We start from the raw sequence: 13,273 nt of genomic DNA, 5'->3' as shown, positions 1-13,273 counted from the left end.
AGATTAGCAAACCAAAAGTTAGATAGCCGAAGAGAAGATGACATGCCACATTTCATATCAGTCAAAGATGCTATTGATTGGATATCCGGTGTACTTTTTAGAGTTGCATAATGCCTTCATAACTCTAGCCGTTTAAATTGTGCCCCTATTCAATTCAGGGCAATAGCACCCTGGCAGGAACCCCCAACGCATCAGCAATCTGGTAGATTTTGGTAAGCGATATGTTCTGCTCACCCCGCTCTATATGCCCCATGTAGCTCCGATCGACCCCTGCTAAGTCCGCAAGCGCCTCCTGGGATAACCCTTTCTCTTTTCTAACCTTCCTCACTTTTTCCCCAAAAGCGATTAATCGTTGATCTTTCATGATAACTCTGACTAAAAGTCAGAACTATCACCAACTGATGATTATAGCACCACGGATTATATCGCTCATTTTCTGGACATTTGATCTACTATTAAGCCCGGACGGGAACAGCCCCCTCGGGTTGAAATCCTGGTGGTGGGAGGACAGCGCTGAGAGTAGAATAGCGGCGCTTCACGCTCCATCTTTTTAACAATGGCCCTTTTTCCAGGATGAGCAACATGCCAAAAGCCGGTGAGATAAAAAGAAACTCAGCAGTCAATTACAATGGCAATACCTATATCGTGCGGGATATCGAACGTTCCGTTCCCCAGGGCAGAGCCGGAGGCAGCCTGTATCGGATGCGCATGTACGATGTCGTCACGGGCAGCAAACTGGACGAAACCTTCAAAGATTCCGATATGCTCGATATGGCGGATCTTGTGCGCCGGCATGCGATGTATTCCTACGCCGATGGCGACGAATTCGTCTTTATGGATGAAGAAGATTACACCCCTTACAATCTGAATAAAGACGCCATTGCAGAGGAAATGCTGTTTATTAATGAGGAAACTCGTGGCATTCTGGTGATTCTGGTCAATGACGTGCCGGTGGCGCTCGATATGCCCACCACCGTTGAGCTGGAAGTGGTGGAGACCGACCCGTCCATGAAAGGGGCTTCCGCAACCTCCAGATCCAAGCCGGCGAAACTCTCCACCGGGGTTACCATCAACGTGCCGGAACACATTGCCACGGGTGATCGGATTAGGATCAACGTGGAAGAGAGGAAGTTCTCGGGCCGGGCTTAACCGCGCTCATTTTCGACGTTCTCAGACATAACTCATCAACAATTGAATCGCACCCGAGATCGCAAACAACGACGCTGTTTCACTCGCCGTGTGGTACTCCGTTGTCGGGATCTGCAAAGTGGTGCCGTTGATCTCGCCGTTGGTGGCTACCGCGACACGCCCCAGCTCGGTTCGGCCTAAAGGATAAGGCCGGGCACGGGTCTGGTTCTGCTGTTCGATGTATTCGTCTTTAAAGCCGTAACTCAGTCCCAGTGACTGGCAGGCGGTCACCAGCTCCTGAGTCATCCATGAAGAAAAATGCCCGTTAGCGTCTTTATTTCGCAACGCGATCTGTTGCGCTTCGGCGTCTTCCCTGGTGGCGTAGGGGCTGGTGTCCAGGACGACCAAACGTTGTGTAGTGATCTGATGTCGTTGAAACCAGGACAGGGTGTAACGCCAGCTGCGGCCGGATTCTTCCTGAGCCGTGAATAGCCCGGTGCCTTGAAAGCCTTTCTGAAACAGATAGATAATCAGAGCAGCGCTGACCACATTGTCCAATTGGCAGGATATCAGGCCATTCTCGATGCGCAGGCGATCCAGGAAGGATACCGGGGTGCCAGGTTGCAGGAAGTCCAGTCCATCCACTTCAAATATCAGGTTTTTACGTTGTGGGCAGACAAACGAACGCCTTATTCTACCTTGTCCGAGATAGGTGCCCGTATAGGGCATATGGGCCTGTACCCTTTGCCCCTGAAAGCGGTCTTCAATCTGACCCAGCATATGGGCGGAGACCGATTCCCCCATGACTTCGCCCTGATTGCCGGCAATAAAGGCAGCATATTCAAACTCGTTCGGTCCTGTACAAAGCAGGCCATGGCGATCGATATGGGCTGACAGAAACAGTTCATTCGGCCGATTTCCCTGGGCGGCCAGCACCCCATTGTAATAGGTGACGGCCACTCCGAGCTCCTCGAGCTCCCTGCGCAGCACACGAAAAAAAGAATGCTCGTGCCCAACAACAGAAGGTTCCCGAATTAGGGGTTTGAGGATATCCAGGAACTCGTGCATTCCTGGGTACTGGTTTATCTGCGGATCAACGGTGTATCTGCTGTTTGGATCGACGTAGTCCATGGCTGTGTCTCTGGATGATCCCACCGGAATGGGGGCGAACGATGTATTCGAGCAATTAGCGTTCCAAACACCGCGCGTTGGATTTGTTGATAGGCAAGTTGTGTTGCCGAGGGGGCCAGGAGAGCATTTATGGACTAAAGAGGGGCATCAGGAGGAGGAGCATCAGGCTGCCTTGGGCACCAAGCAGGCGCACCGTTTCAGTACGCCGCTACCTTTGGGTGCCTTGCTGAAGGATGGGAAGAACATAGTGAATCGAAGCTCAATCTGCCGTGTTACCTCAGCAAGTTCAGATGCTATGGAATCACTTCCGGTCGACACTGGGTTACTCCAAAATGCGCCCCGAAAACCAAATCCATTGCGCTTGGTCAAGCGCACATTCCCGACAACAAACCGGGCGTTATTTAATCTATTTCTTAATACCAACCTGATGGGGTTGATCCAGAGCATCATCGTCTGTCGCATTTTTAGCGATTCTAAAACGCCGAACAATAGAGTATTGTTGAATCCCGTAATGGCACAACCCATCACCGAGCTCAGCCCATCAGCCTACATTCAGAGCCCTTGGAGTGTATTCACCTCAAAGGTGAACAAAACGGAAGAAATCGGATGAGTGTAATTGTGTTCGCCATAAGACCATGATTACACAAACACCCAATCTCTAACCCCTACCCAACATACACATAATCAACCGAATCAACACCTCCTTCTGTTTCGGGTCCGACTCTGCCACCAACAGGGTCAACGCCGTCAGGCCGGCTTCATTGATAATGGGCTCGCCAGCCTCATTCAGCAGGTGCTCATTACGCTGTAAAAAATCCACAAACAGAAATGCCCCGCTGCGCTTGTTGCCGTCAACAAAGGGATGGTTTTTCACAACAAAGTACAGCAGGTGGGCGGCTTTGCTTTCAACGGAGGGGTAAGCGGGTTCACCAAAAACGCTTTGATCCAGGTTGCCGAAGATGGCGCCCAGCCCGGTGCCACGCACACTGGCAAACAGGTTGGTGGCCTCGCCGCGCTCGATCAGTACGCGTTTGAGTTCCCCCAGGGCCGACATGGCCTCTGCTTCGCTGGGCAGGTGCCCCCCGGGTTGCCCCGCAGGTGCTTCCAGCTGCCCGTCGTCGTAGCGCTGCAGCCAATGGAACGCCCGACTGTAGCGTGTAATCAGGTCCGCCATGGCGCTCCCCTTCAAAACGTGATGACAATCAATGAGGTAAGACTTTACTGGTTCCGACAGGGGAATGTACAGCGCGATGATGATATTGAAGGCTTTCTTTAAAGAAGCTCAAAAAATACTATGCTATTTTATTGAGCCATGACAGCCCCCAGGAACAGGTACAATGCAGTTGAAAAGCAGAAAAGCGGTGTTATTGCTAATCGCAATAGGTTTTTTGTTGGTAACCGGTGAAATAGCAAGCCGCCAGTACGAGAATTTTTATCGGGGCAAGATGTTGCACGCCAAAATTGAGAACCCTCATGGGACTGGGTCACACCGGCTCATGTCAAACAAGATCTTTCATTTGGATGTTTCCGGCAATCCCATCGAAATCAACCTGAATTCAGATGGGATGAATTGGCATGAGGTCGATCAAACCAAGGTACGAAAGCGCATCGCCATTGTGGGCGATTCCTTTACCCTGGGATGCTGGTCATCCACCTATAAAAGCAGCTTTGCCGGGGTGTTTGAATCCCTGCTCGACCCGACCGAAATTGAGGTGATGAATTTTGGTGTGGGTGGGTATGGCTTTGATGATATCGAGCTGCAGATTGTGGAAGATGTGCTTGCCTATGATCCGGACGTGGTGATCCTGGCCTCCTATGATGGCAATGATTTCAGGGATACTTATCTGGGTTTGCAAAAGTACAAAATCGTGAACAATGATTTTGTTTGGAATGACGAGGTGCTGAAAGAGAAGATCCCGGAACAGTATTTTCCTCAGAAGAAGCACTCCATTGTTGAACGGTTTTCGCTGGTGAGGACGCTTGAGGATTTCTTCGACCCGATAAAGCAGGGGGAGTTTTTCGATGAGCTGACCATTGAACCGGACTTCCTGGCGGAAAACTTCTGGTCGCAGAAAGAGTACCCTGAATTGGCCATCAAAGCGCGAGACCTGTCCATTCAAACCCTTAACAGTATTTCAGACAAGCTGCAGCAGGCGGGAGTTCAATTTGCCATTGTTAGCCTGCCTTACAAGGAGCAGATCTATGTAAACGCCGAGGAAACCAGCGTTTATGATATTCATTATCCGCAATGGTATGTAGAAGAGTTTGCCCAACATCATGCCATTCCATATTTGGATATGCTGCCTGCCCTGCGCGAGTATGTTCGTTCCCACGATGAGCCAATCTTTCATAAATACAGCAATGCCATCAATGATGCCGGGCACAAAGTCATTGGTGAGCAAATGGCGTTTTGGGCTAAAAGCCAAGTGATCAACTGATTACATCATCACGCAGCCTCACAACGTAGCGGGAATCGCCGGAATCCGCATGGGCAGGTTGGAAAGATTGTTCTCAGCACTGTTATCGGCCACGGTTCTAAGGTAGGGCACTGCTTTGTCGCGGGCCACGATGATCCGGGCCGGCTCGGCGTTGGGCACCACCACCTGCAGAACATGCCCGGCTTCCACCAGTGCAATGGCATCGTCGATGGGTAACGCCCACTCCCGGCCAGCGGGTTCACCGGCCTGATCCGGCAAAGGTCCGCCAATGCCGTCGATGCGTTTGCCGGGGTCCGGGCCATCGGGGATCTGGAAACTGACGTTGAGTGGATTGGGTAAATTGGCAAAGCCGGTGCTGACCCGCAGGTCGTGGCCGCCAGCACCCAGCAACAACAAAACCGGCAGGCTGCCCCGGGGTGTGGCTTGCGGGGGCGTGCCGGGGCCATCATTCAGGTTCACCCTGGGTTGCGTCAGCACCACCGGAAACGCCGCGGCTGCGGTCACCCCGGGAATGCCGGAAAAGCCCTTTACCGCGCTGTTCATCATGTTCTTCGCCATCAATTCCAGCACGATGCCATCGACGATGGCGGCGGCAATCAGGCCCAGCAGTTCCCCCACCAGCGCACCCACCAGGTAGTAATACCAAGCCAGGTCCACCGACGTCGACAACACCGCGGTCTGGGGGTTGGCCAGGGCGGGGGTGACGGAGAGTGCCTGTGAGGTGGAACTCACGATGCGTTGCACGGTAAAGGAAAACTGCAGATCCAGGCTGGCATGCAGGGTGACACCGGCCACTACCTCGGTATCGAATGACAATAATACCCGCAGATGCGAGCCGGCATCGACGAACGCCTCCAGCGAGTTCAGGGTGCCCATGCGGTTACCCGGCAAAACCACATTGGCCACCGGCGTGACCAACGCACAGAATTCCGCGGCAACAAAATGGCTGCTGGCGAGCCCCCCCGCGCTGCGCTGCGGATTGAATACGCCGATCAACACCGGCCGGATCAGACCCCGCAGGAAAAACCGGTTTGCCATGGCCACCGACAACGCCTGCCCGGGATTCAGCCCGCTGCTGGTCATCAGGTAGGATTGCCCCCGCGGCGCCAGTTCGTCGATGCCGATCATCAACGATTCATCCAATGTCACGGCCTGCAGTCGTTTGATATTGGGGTTGGTGACTTCGGCAAAAATGATGGCGATGCCCGGTTCGTCCAAGCGCCAGTCCGCCAATGTTTGGAGCTGCTGTCGCACGGCAGGCATGAGTGTGCTGGTCAGATCCGCCAGCAGTTGATTAAGGGCGAGCACGTCGGCGCCATTGCCGTTGCTGATGACGGCCGCGGCCTGCATCAACTGCACAATGGGATTGGCGGCAACCGACGCGGGTGGGATCACCACATTCACCCGGGGAAAAGGGGTTGGCGTACCCAGAGACTCGCGAAAATCCACCACCAGGCAAAGTGCATTGGTTTTGTTGGCGGGGGTGGCCCGTTGGGTGGCCACGTTCAACGCCTGGGTTTCGAAATGGTCGTGAATTTCCACAAAGGCGGTGAATGCCAGAGTGCGCAATGCGCGATAGGCCGGGTCGCTGGTGACATCGGCCGTCACCACCTGGCCGCCCAGCACAGTCTGAATCGTCTGCACATTGATGACCACGTCCAGGCGCAGGGCAAAGGTAACCATATCCCGGGTGGAACGCGAGCTACTGCCCAGGCCACTGACGGCAGCCCAACCTTGGGGGCGCTCGCGAAACCAGATCTCCTGCAGGGTGGCTTTAGCCTGTACCGTACCGGTCAGATCCGGGCGCGGCGGCAAGGGTTCGGGTGGCGATGACAGCGCCATGGTTTCGCGAGCAATCGTGGTGAGTAGAGTGCGGGATATTTCGAGGGTGCGATCGTAGTCGCCATTCGTGGCCAGGGTCATGGAAGTTGACGCCTAAAAAAGATTTAAACAACAACTGACGCCACTCTATACCCGGCGCTTTGAACGCGCAATGGAAATCTCAAAGTCCTCCCATTTGGGCTGCTTCATCAGCGCTTGAAACCGGCCAATGGACAAGGGCCAGATGGTGAGGCGGCCCCGGGAGTCGATATACCAGCTCTGGCAGCCGTTGCCCATCCAGAGGGTGTTCTGGGCATGGCGCTGCAGTTCGGCATTATAGGCATCGGTGGCGGTGGCTTTGGGCGCCAGGGATGCGGCCTGCCCCGCCACAATATGTTGCACCAGTTGCAGCAGGTAGTCGCATTGCATTTCGGCAATTTTGATCAGCGAGAAGTTGCCAATGGGACTGTGGGGGCCCTGCACCATGAAAAAGTTGGGGAACCCCGGCAACGCCATGGTTTTGTAGGCTTTGAGGCCATCCGCCCAGTACTGATCCAGGGTGATGCCCTGCTCGCCCACCAGTTTGATGGGGCGAACGTAGTTCTGCGCCTTGAAGCCGGTGGCCAGCACGATTACGTCCACTTCGTGCAGGGTGCCATCCCGCGTGCGGATGCCGTTTTCTTCGATGCCTTCAATGCCGTCTGTGACCAGTTCGGTTTGCGGTTGCTGCATGGCTTTATAAAAGCCGTCGGACAGGATGAAGCGCTTGCAGCCAAAGGGGAAATCCGGGGTCAACCGGCGTCGTAAATCCGGATCTTGCACTGTGCGTAGATGGCGTTCAGCGATGAGGCGGAAAGTATTGATGAACAGCACGCGCTCTTTACCAAAGCCACCACCCAGGATGCCGTGGTACAGATCATCATAGCGTTGGTGCAGCCATTTGGCGGTGAAAGGCAGTCGCCGCATGATCCATTTCGGCCACTCGGCGTAGGGGGTGTCGAAGGCGGGCAGCACCCATTGGGCGGTGCGCTGGAACAGTTTCAGCCGGGCCACCTGATCCACCAGGCCACAGACGATTTGCACAGCGGTGGAGCCGGTGCCGATCACCACCACCCGCTTACCCTGCAGCGGCGCATTGTGATCCCAGCGCGCGCTGTGGAACAGATCACCGCGAAAGCGATCCAGGCCGGGAATGTCTGGATAGTTGGGTTGATGCAGCACGCCCACAGCGGAGATCAGGATGTCCGCCTCGATCTGCTCGCCGCTTTTGGTGGTAATGCGCCAGCGGTGTTGGTCATACTCCGCAGCGTCCACTTCCTGGTTGAAGCGCACGTATTGGCGCAGGCCATATTTCTCAAACACCCGCAGAAAGTACGCCTGGATCTCATCCCCGTGGGCGTAGCGGTGGGAGCATTCCGGGTTGGGTTCAAAAGAATAGGTATACAGATAGCCGGGCACATCGCAGGCCAGGCCGGGATAGGTGTTATCGCGCCAGGTACCCCCGGCGCTGGCGGCCTTCTCCAGAATTTCAAAATCGGTGATGCCCGCCTGCTGCAGGCGGATGGCCACCAGCATACCGGACATGCCGGCGCCGATGATGACGATCTTTCTTCTGCGGGTTCGGTTCGGCTGGTGCGCTGGGTCAGGCTGGTTCATGGTGCTCCCTTTTTCTGTAATGCAGTTAGGTTAACCAGTCACCGAATGACACACATTGGCCAGAAACAACACAAAATTGGGTGTCTCTTACCAACCCCTATGGCGAAAGTTGGCCAGATCCTGTAGTCTGCACCGCCGCCACGCTGTCAGCCTGGCTTACATCTACAGGATTCGAATCGATATATGAGTTTTGCCTTATTGGGTTTGTCTGACCCCATTTTAAAAGCGGTTGCCGAAGAGGGTTATACCGAGCCCTCCCCCATTCAGGCCCAGGCGATCCCGGCGGTGCTGCAGGGGCGGGATGTGATGGCCGCAGCCCAGACCGGCACCGGCAAAACCGCAGGCTTTACCCTGCCGATTCTGGAACGGCTTATAAAAGGCAGCAGCGCCAAGGCCAATCAGGCCCGGGTGCTGGTGCTGACCCCCACCCGGGAGCTGGCGGCCCAGGTGGGGGCCAGCGTGGAAACCTATGGCAAGTACCTGCCCCTGCGCTCCGCGGTGGTGTTCGGGGGCGTGAAGATCAATCCCCAGATGAAGAAGCTGCGTGGCGGTGTGGATGTGCTGGTGGCCACCCCCGGCCGCCTGCTGGACCTGTACCAGCAAAATGCCATTCGTTTCAATCAGCTGGAGGTATTGGTGCTGGATGAGGCAGACCGCATGCTGGACATGGGTTTCATCCACGACATCCGCAAGATCCTCAACCTGCTGCCGCGCCAGCGCCAGAACCTGATGTTCTCGGCCACGTTCTCTGACGAGATTCGCCAGTTGGCCAAGGGCATTGTGCAGGACCCGGTGGAGATTTCGGTGAGCCCGCCCAACGCCACTGCCAACACGGTGGAGCAGTGGGTGTATCCGGTGGATAAGAAACCGAAAGCCCGCCTGCTGTTGGAGTTGATTCGTGAGCAACAATGGGAACAGGTGCTGGTATTCACCAAGACCAAGCGCGGCGCCAATCAGCTGGCGGCATTTCTGGAGGCCGAAGGCGTCTCGGCGCTGCCTATTCATGGCAATAAAAGCCAGGGCGCCCGGACCAAGGCGTTGACCAATTTCAAAGAGGGCCGCATCCGGGTGTTGGTGGCCACCGACATCGCCGCCCGCGGCCTGGACATCGACCGCCTGCCCCAGGTGGTGAATTTTGAGTTGCCCAATGTGCCAGAGGACTATGTGCATCGGATTGGCCGCACCGGACGGGCCGGAGCGGTGGGCCATGCCATTTCGTTGGTGTGTGCCGATGAGGCGGACCTGTTGTTCGCCATTGAGCGCTTGATTAATCGTCACCTGGATCGCAAGCCCATGGCGGGGTTTGAGCCCGTCCACCCCATTGGCGACTCCCCACCCCTGCGCAGCTCGGGGCGCAGCAGGACCTCCAACAAGCCGAAAAAGCCCAAACAGGGCGCCGTAAAGAAGAGTGGACCTGCCGCCCCCAAACCCAAGCTCAAAACAAACAGCGGCAACCCAGCAAAGAAAACGGGCCGCCCCCGCAGACGCCGTCCCAGAAAAACGGCCTCAGCTCAAACCGGCTGAGCCCGGGCTAGGGGTTTTCGGAGATCGCGCGACGACAGAATTCCCAAATGTCGTTGGCCAGTTGTTTTTTTGTGGCCTGATCCACCTGGCCGTTTTCCGAAGTCAGCAATTCAGAATGCACCGTGGTGGAGACCAGGTTGTACAGCAGGGTGGCCAAACGCTGGGGATCATCCTGCCGTACCACACCGGACGCCATGCCATCCGCAAGAATCTGTTCGATCAATGCGATCAGGGGTTGCAGGGCGCCCTTCAAGTCCGCCGGCCGCGACTCCGCCAATCGTAAATGCTCCCGGCTGAGGGCCGCACCCCGGCGATCGGTGTAGGCTTCACCCTGAATACCCCGCCCCAATACAATGAAGGTCACAATCAGGCGTAACCGATCCAGGGGGTTCTCCATGGATGCCACCCGCTCGGTAAAGAAGCGCACCGCCTTGCGGATGGTCTCTTCGAACACCGCCAGCACCAGGTCATCCTTGCCCTCAAAACGTTCGTAAAATGCCCGCCGTGACAGGCCGGTGCGGGTCAGCACCGCGCGAATGGTCAGACCTTCCAAACCCGCTTCGTCCAGCAAATCATAGGCCGCCTCCACGATTTTGCGGCTGCGCTCCAGGATCTGATCCTGGCCCACCTCCATGACCCGCTGTGCGGAACGCTGTTCCCAGTGCGCGGGGCGAAGTTCGTCGGTCTGTTTTAAGTCGTTGTTTTTACTGGAGGCGGGTTTGTTCATGGGCCTTTGGGGAGCGGATTCTGCGAGAACTCTGTTCCTCTATTTCGCCTTTTTTCACGAGGCATGTCAACTCAGCCCAGCGCAACCTGTTCATTTAAGTTGACTAAAGTGCCAAATAGCGGTTTAATTCTCTGAGAACGCTGTTCTCAGCAACTGTTTAATGGGGACTGATTTTCCGCTTTGGAGTCTTACGCTATGTCATTTTTGCCGGATAACTATCATTTGGGGCTTTCCCTAATCGCCTTTGCCAGCATCATTGTTTTTCAGATCGCCAGTCGCAGCCTGGGCAAGTTCATTCCCGTGTTTGGCCGCGCGGCAAAATTGAACAAGGAAACCTACGACAAAAAGATGGAACGCAAGATCTACGCGGATAACCAGAAGCTGAACCGCAAATGGGGCCTGGTGGATACCCTGGTGATTTTCTTCCTGATCATCCCTTTCTGCGTCACATCTGAATCCCAGCCCATTTGGAAGATGGCTTTGGATGTGGTCATCATCCTGATGTTCTACGATTTCTTCTATTATCTGACCCACCGCTTTGTGTTCCACGGCACCAACGATCGGAATGGCCCCCTGCAGTGGGTGCACGCAGTGCATCACCAGCAAAAAAATCCCTGCCGTGGAGATTCCAGCTACATTCATCCCCTGGAAGTGGCCATCGGTTTGGGCCTGTATGCGGGCAGCATTCTGGCGCTGTCCCTGTTGATGGGCGAGTTTCATGTGGCCACCATCGTAGTGACCTGGGTCGCGTTTTCGGAAATCAACAACCACAACCACGACCTGTGGGAAGAAGATCGCTTTCCCTACAAATATCTGAATTACGCATCGAAGATGCATCACGTACATCACGCCCGTTTCACCGGCGGCAACTTCGCCACCATCTCGCTGTTCTATGATTGGCTGTTCGGCACCTACGACACGGGCAACGGTTGGGGCAAGAATAAGCGGGAGCCCAGCACCGGCAAGCCGGCACAGTCAGCAAATCAAGCGTAAATCGGGCCAACATCAAGACACACAACAGGGGCCTGGTGGCCCCTGTTTACGTTTGGAATCGCTACAGGCTTTTGCAGTGCTTACACAAAGCGGCGAGCCAGCAGGAACGACAGGCACAGCAGCCCGAACCAGGCCAGAGTTCCACCGCCACCGCCACCTCCGGAGCCATTTGAGCCCCTGCTGCCGGAATTGGTCGGTGGTGTGCTGTTAATGCTATCCAACTGAAAACCGAATAATGCAGATTGCTGATCATCCGGTACGATCAGAAACGTCAACAGATAATCCCCGCTCTGCAGATCAAGGGTATCCACTTCCACGCCACCGGCGCTGACGGGCAGATAACGAACATAACGGTGGTCGTTGTCCTGGCCAAACAAACCCAGTGCAATTTGTGCTGCCGGCCCAGGGAACATCATATCGGTCATGGACAATTCGAAACGACCGGCCGAGACAGACACCTGCCGGGCAGCTACAACGCCCTGGCCTGCCGTCAGTAAGCGACGACTGAGAGCTGCACCTGCACTGTCACGCAGCGTGACTTCAACTAAAGAATTGCCACCCACATGAGCGCTGGCACGCCCCAGCAGGAAGTAACGGCCCGGCGACAGCGACCCCATGTCCACACTGCCCTCATCCATAACAAGCGGACTGTTCAGCACCGAGCTGCCGTCGGTAATCGCATATTGAGCGCTGGCGAAGGCACTGACAAAACGGTAGTCGCGGGTGTCGATGAACAGTGATTTGGCAGTGGCAAGATCAAATGCATCCAGCTTCTGCACGTCACCCAATGGGTACGCCTCGGCAAACCGCACCACGCCACTGCCCTGTTCGCGTATCTGCAGTCCAACCGCCGCGTCTGTCTGCCCGTTGTGTACCAGATAGATACGGTAGTCGCCGCTCAGCGAAGCCATGTGTTCAAACTGGTTATCAGCAGACAGGCTCCACTGTTCGTTTTCACGGGTCAAAAACAGCGCATACTCTGGGTCAGCCCCATTCATGAGCCAGCCGGACGTCAAGCCATATTGCCCAGCAGGCAAGGCCCCAGTGGAACCCAACGCCAGCACATCTGCCACTGGATCAGAACCGGTGCCGTTCAGCAACACTTTATCGCCAAACTGTTGAGTACCTGCCTGCAAGCTCCAGAAAAAGCCCGCCACCGCCTGAGTGGGAATGGTGGCCAGCAGGGTCAGGGTATAACGGTCTGCCGGCAGGGATACAATCTGGGTTTGCACCTGCTCCGTTATGACCACGGCCTGGTTGAATGCGCCGTCACTGCTGGAAATCAACACTGCCGGAGCCGTCGCTGTGTCGGCAAAATAATCCGCCACATCGAAGTGTTCAAAACTGGTGTAGCTGAATATGACATCCGTGGCCGTGTCCAGGGTAAAATCCTGCAACACTGTAACCCGCTGCGCACCCTGCTCGGTTTCACTTTTGCTGACCGTCAATTGTTCGTTGTAAAGGGATGCCCCGCCAACGCGACTGAGGGAGAGCACCACCTCTGCAACGGTTTCCCCGCCCAGGTCCACGTAGGCCAGCAGGCTGTAGCGACCGGGGGCCAGCGCCACTTCGGCCGGGGTGGTGGCGTTCAGGTCCACCGCCAACAGCCGGCTGGCTCCCTGGGCCAGTAAAGCCTGCCCGGCAACGATGTTGCCACCGATGGGCAACTGTGAAAACGCCAGGCTGACGGTGGTCGCCTGCTCCAATACCACTTCATGGGTGTGCGCCGGCGTACTGCCGTTGACGAACACCAGGCCACTGGTAACGGCTGCGACACTGCTCCAGGAACAGAGCAGGCTGAGCATCAAACACAACCCCACTGCACTGCGCTTCACAAAATAAATACACATCGTCC

The 13,273-nt window shown here is 55.8% G+C and carries 11 protein-coding genes and 1 pseudogene; 5 read left to right on the top strand and 7 right to left on the bottom strand.

All coding sequences use genetic code 11. The annotated features are described in order from the left end of the window. Positions 1–154: 154 nt before the first annotated feature. The gene (locus tag D9N14_RS04410) at positions 155–364 is read right to left on the bottom strand and encodes a helix-turn-helix domain-containing protein (protein WP_290577325.1); all 210 of its coding nucleotides are present in this window, start codon (positions 362–364) and stop codon (positions 155–157) included. Positions 365–582: 218 nt separating this feature from the next. On the opposite strand from D9N14_RS04410, the gene yeiP reads away from it, so the two are divergent. Next, positions 583–1,149 (top strand): elongation factor P-like protein YeiP, encoded by a 567-nt coding sequence (gene yeiP, locus D9N14_RS04405; RefSeq protein WP_290577322.1) that lies wholly within the window; start codon positions 583–585, stop codon positions 1,147–1,149. A 21-nt stretch (positions 1,150–1,170) separates the two neighbouring features. Here yeiP and D9N14_RS04400 read toward each other — a convergent pair whose 3' ends face one another. Next, positions 1,171–2,259 carry a peptidase M42 gene (locus D9N14_RS04400; RefSeq protein ID WP_290577320.1) on the bottom strand — a complete coding sequence of 363 codons (1,089 nt, stop codon included), beginning with the start codon at positions 2,257–2,259 and terminating at the stop codon, positions 1,171–1,173. Between D9N14_RS04400 and D9N14_RS04395 the strand changes: the two genes are divergently transcribed. Next, positions 2,258–2,869, top strand: a complete 612-nt coding sequence (locus D9N14_RS04395) for a hypothetical protein (protein WP_290577318.1) — start codon at positions 2,258–2,260, stop codon at positions 2,867–2,869. The two genes, D9N14_RS04400 and D9N14_RS04395, sit on opposite strands and share 2 nt — an antisense overlap. A gap of 48 nt (positions 2,870–2,917) precedes the next feature. On the opposite strand, the pseudogene D9N14_RS04390 reads toward D9N14_RS04395, so the two are convergent. Beyond that, a pseudogene (locus tag D9N14_RS04390) lies at positions 2,918–3,442 on the bottom strand (type II toxin-antitoxin system death-on-curing family toxin); the annotation flags it as partial. 154 nt (positions 3,443–3,596) lie between these two features. Here D9N14_RS04390 and D9N14_RS04385 point away from each other — a divergent pair. Then, complete coding sequence (locus D9N14_RS04385) at positions 3,597–4,697, top strand: SGNH/GDSL hydrolase family protein (protein WP_290577315.1); 1,101 nt, start codon at positions 3,597–3,599, stop codon at positions 4,695–4,697. 18 nt (positions 4,698–4,715) lie between these two features. Here the strand turns inward: D9N14_RS04385 and D9N14_RS04380 are convergent, their stop codons facing one another. Both D9N14_RS04380 and D9N14_RS04375 read right to left on the bottom strand, forming a co-directional pair. Further along, the gene (locus tag D9N14_RS04380; RefSeq protein ID WP_290577313.1) at positions 4,716–6,620 is read right to left on the bottom strand and encodes a DUF3892 domain-containing protein; all 1,905 of its coding nucleotides are present in this window, start codon (positions 6,618–6,620) and stop codon (positions 4,716–4,718) included. A gap of 45 nt (positions 6,621–6,665) precedes the next feature. Then, positions 6,666–8,174: a flavin-containing monooxygenase gene (locus tag D9N14_RS04375; protein ID WP_290577311.1), complete on the bottom strand. Its 1,509-nt coding sequence runs from the start codon at positions 8,172–8,174 to the stop codon at positions 6,666–6,668. A 183-nt stretch (positions 8,175–8,357) separates the two neighbouring features. Here D9N14_RS04375 and D9N14_RS04370 point away from each other — a divergent pair, with 183 nt between their 5' ends. Continuing rightward, positions 8,358–9,698 (top strand): DEAD/DEAH box helicase, encoded by a 1,341-nt coding sequence (locus tag D9N14_RS04370; RefSeq protein WP_290577309.1) that lies wholly within the window; start codon positions 8,358–8,360, stop codon positions 9,696–9,698. Positions 9,699–9,705: 7 nt separating this feature from the next. On the opposite strand, the gene D9N14_RS04365 is transcribed toward D9N14_RS04370, so the two are convergent. Then, positions 9,706–10,425, bottom strand: a complete 720-nt coding sequence (locus tag D9N14_RS04365; RefSeq protein WP_290577307.1) for a TetR/AcrR family transcriptional regulator — start codon at positions 10,423–10,425, stop codon at positions 9,706–9,708. Between the two features lie 195 nt (positions 10,426–10,620). On the opposite strand from D9N14_RS04365, the gene D9N14_RS04360 reads away from it, so the two are divergent. After that, positions 10,621–11,418, top strand: coding sequence for a sterol desaturase family protein (locus D9N14_RS04360; RefSeq protein WP_290577305.1), 798 nt, complete (start codon positions 10,621–10,623; stop codon positions 11,416–11,418). A gap of 80 nt (positions 11,419–11,498) precedes the next feature. On the opposite strand, the gene D9N14_RS04355 is transcribed toward D9N14_RS04360, so the two are convergent. Beyond that, positions 11,499–13,268: a hypothetical protein gene (locus D9N14_RS04355; RefSeq protein ID WP_290577303.1), complete on the bottom strand. Its 1,770-nt coding sequence runs from the start codon at positions 13,266–13,268 to the stop codon at positions 11,499–11,501. Positions 13,269–13,273 lie beyond the last annotated feature (5 nt).

It is taken from the genome of Ketobacter sp., from assembly GCF_003671495.1.
Lineage (GTDB): Bacteria > Pseudomonadota > Gammaproteobacteria > Pseudomonadales > Ketobacteraceae > Ketobacter.
Note: the sequence above shows the minus strand (reverse complement) of the source record. Positions and strands in the feature narration are given on the sequence as shown.

Bases quoted from the DNA above. Each gene is read 5' to 3' on its own strand.
- D9N14_RS04380 (WP_290577313.1), bottom strand. From the start codon at position 6,620: ATGACCCTGGCCACGAATGGCGACTACGATCGCACCCTCGAAATATCC.
- D9N14_RS04410 (WP_290577325.1), bottom strand. From the start codon at position 364: ATGAAAGATCAACGATTAATCGCTTTTGGGGAAAAAGTGAGGAAGGTT.
- D9N14_RS04400 (WP_290577320.1), bottom strand. From the start codon at position 2,259: ATGGACTACGTCGATCCAAACAGCAGATACACCGTTGATCCGCAGATA.
- D9N14_RS04395 (WP_290577318.1), top strand. From the start codon at position 2,258: ATGGCTGTGTCTCTGGATGATCCCACCGGAATGGGGGCGAACGATGTA.
- yeiP (WP_290577322.1), top strand. From the start codon at position 583: ATGCCAAAAGCCGGTGAGATAAAAAGAAACTCAGCAGTCAATTACAAT.
- D9N14_RS04355 (WP_290577303.1), bottom strand. From the start codon at position 13,268: ATGTGTATTTATTTTGTGAAGCGCAGTGCAGTGGGGTTGTGTTTGATG.
- D9N14_RS04370 (WP_290577309.1), top strand. From the start codon at position 8,358: ATGAGTTTTGCCTTATTGGGTTTGTCTGACCCCATTTTAAAAGCGGTT.
- D9N14_RS04365 (WP_290577307.1), bottom strand. From the start codon at position 10,425: ATGAACAAACCCGCCTCCAGTAAAAACAACGACTTAAAACAGACCGAC.
- D9N14_RS04360 (WP_290577305.1), top strand. From the start codon at position 10,621: ATGTCATTTTTGCCGGATAACTATCATTTGGGGCTTTCCCTAATCGCC.
- D9N14_RS04375 (WP_290577311.1), bottom strand. From the start codon at position 8,174: ATGAACCAGCCTGACCCAGCGCACCAGCCGAACCGAACCCGCAGAAGA.
- D9N14_RS04385 (WP_290577315.1), top strand. From the start codon at position 3,597: ATGCAGTTGAAAAGCAGAAAAGCGGTGTTATTGCTAATCGCAATAGGT.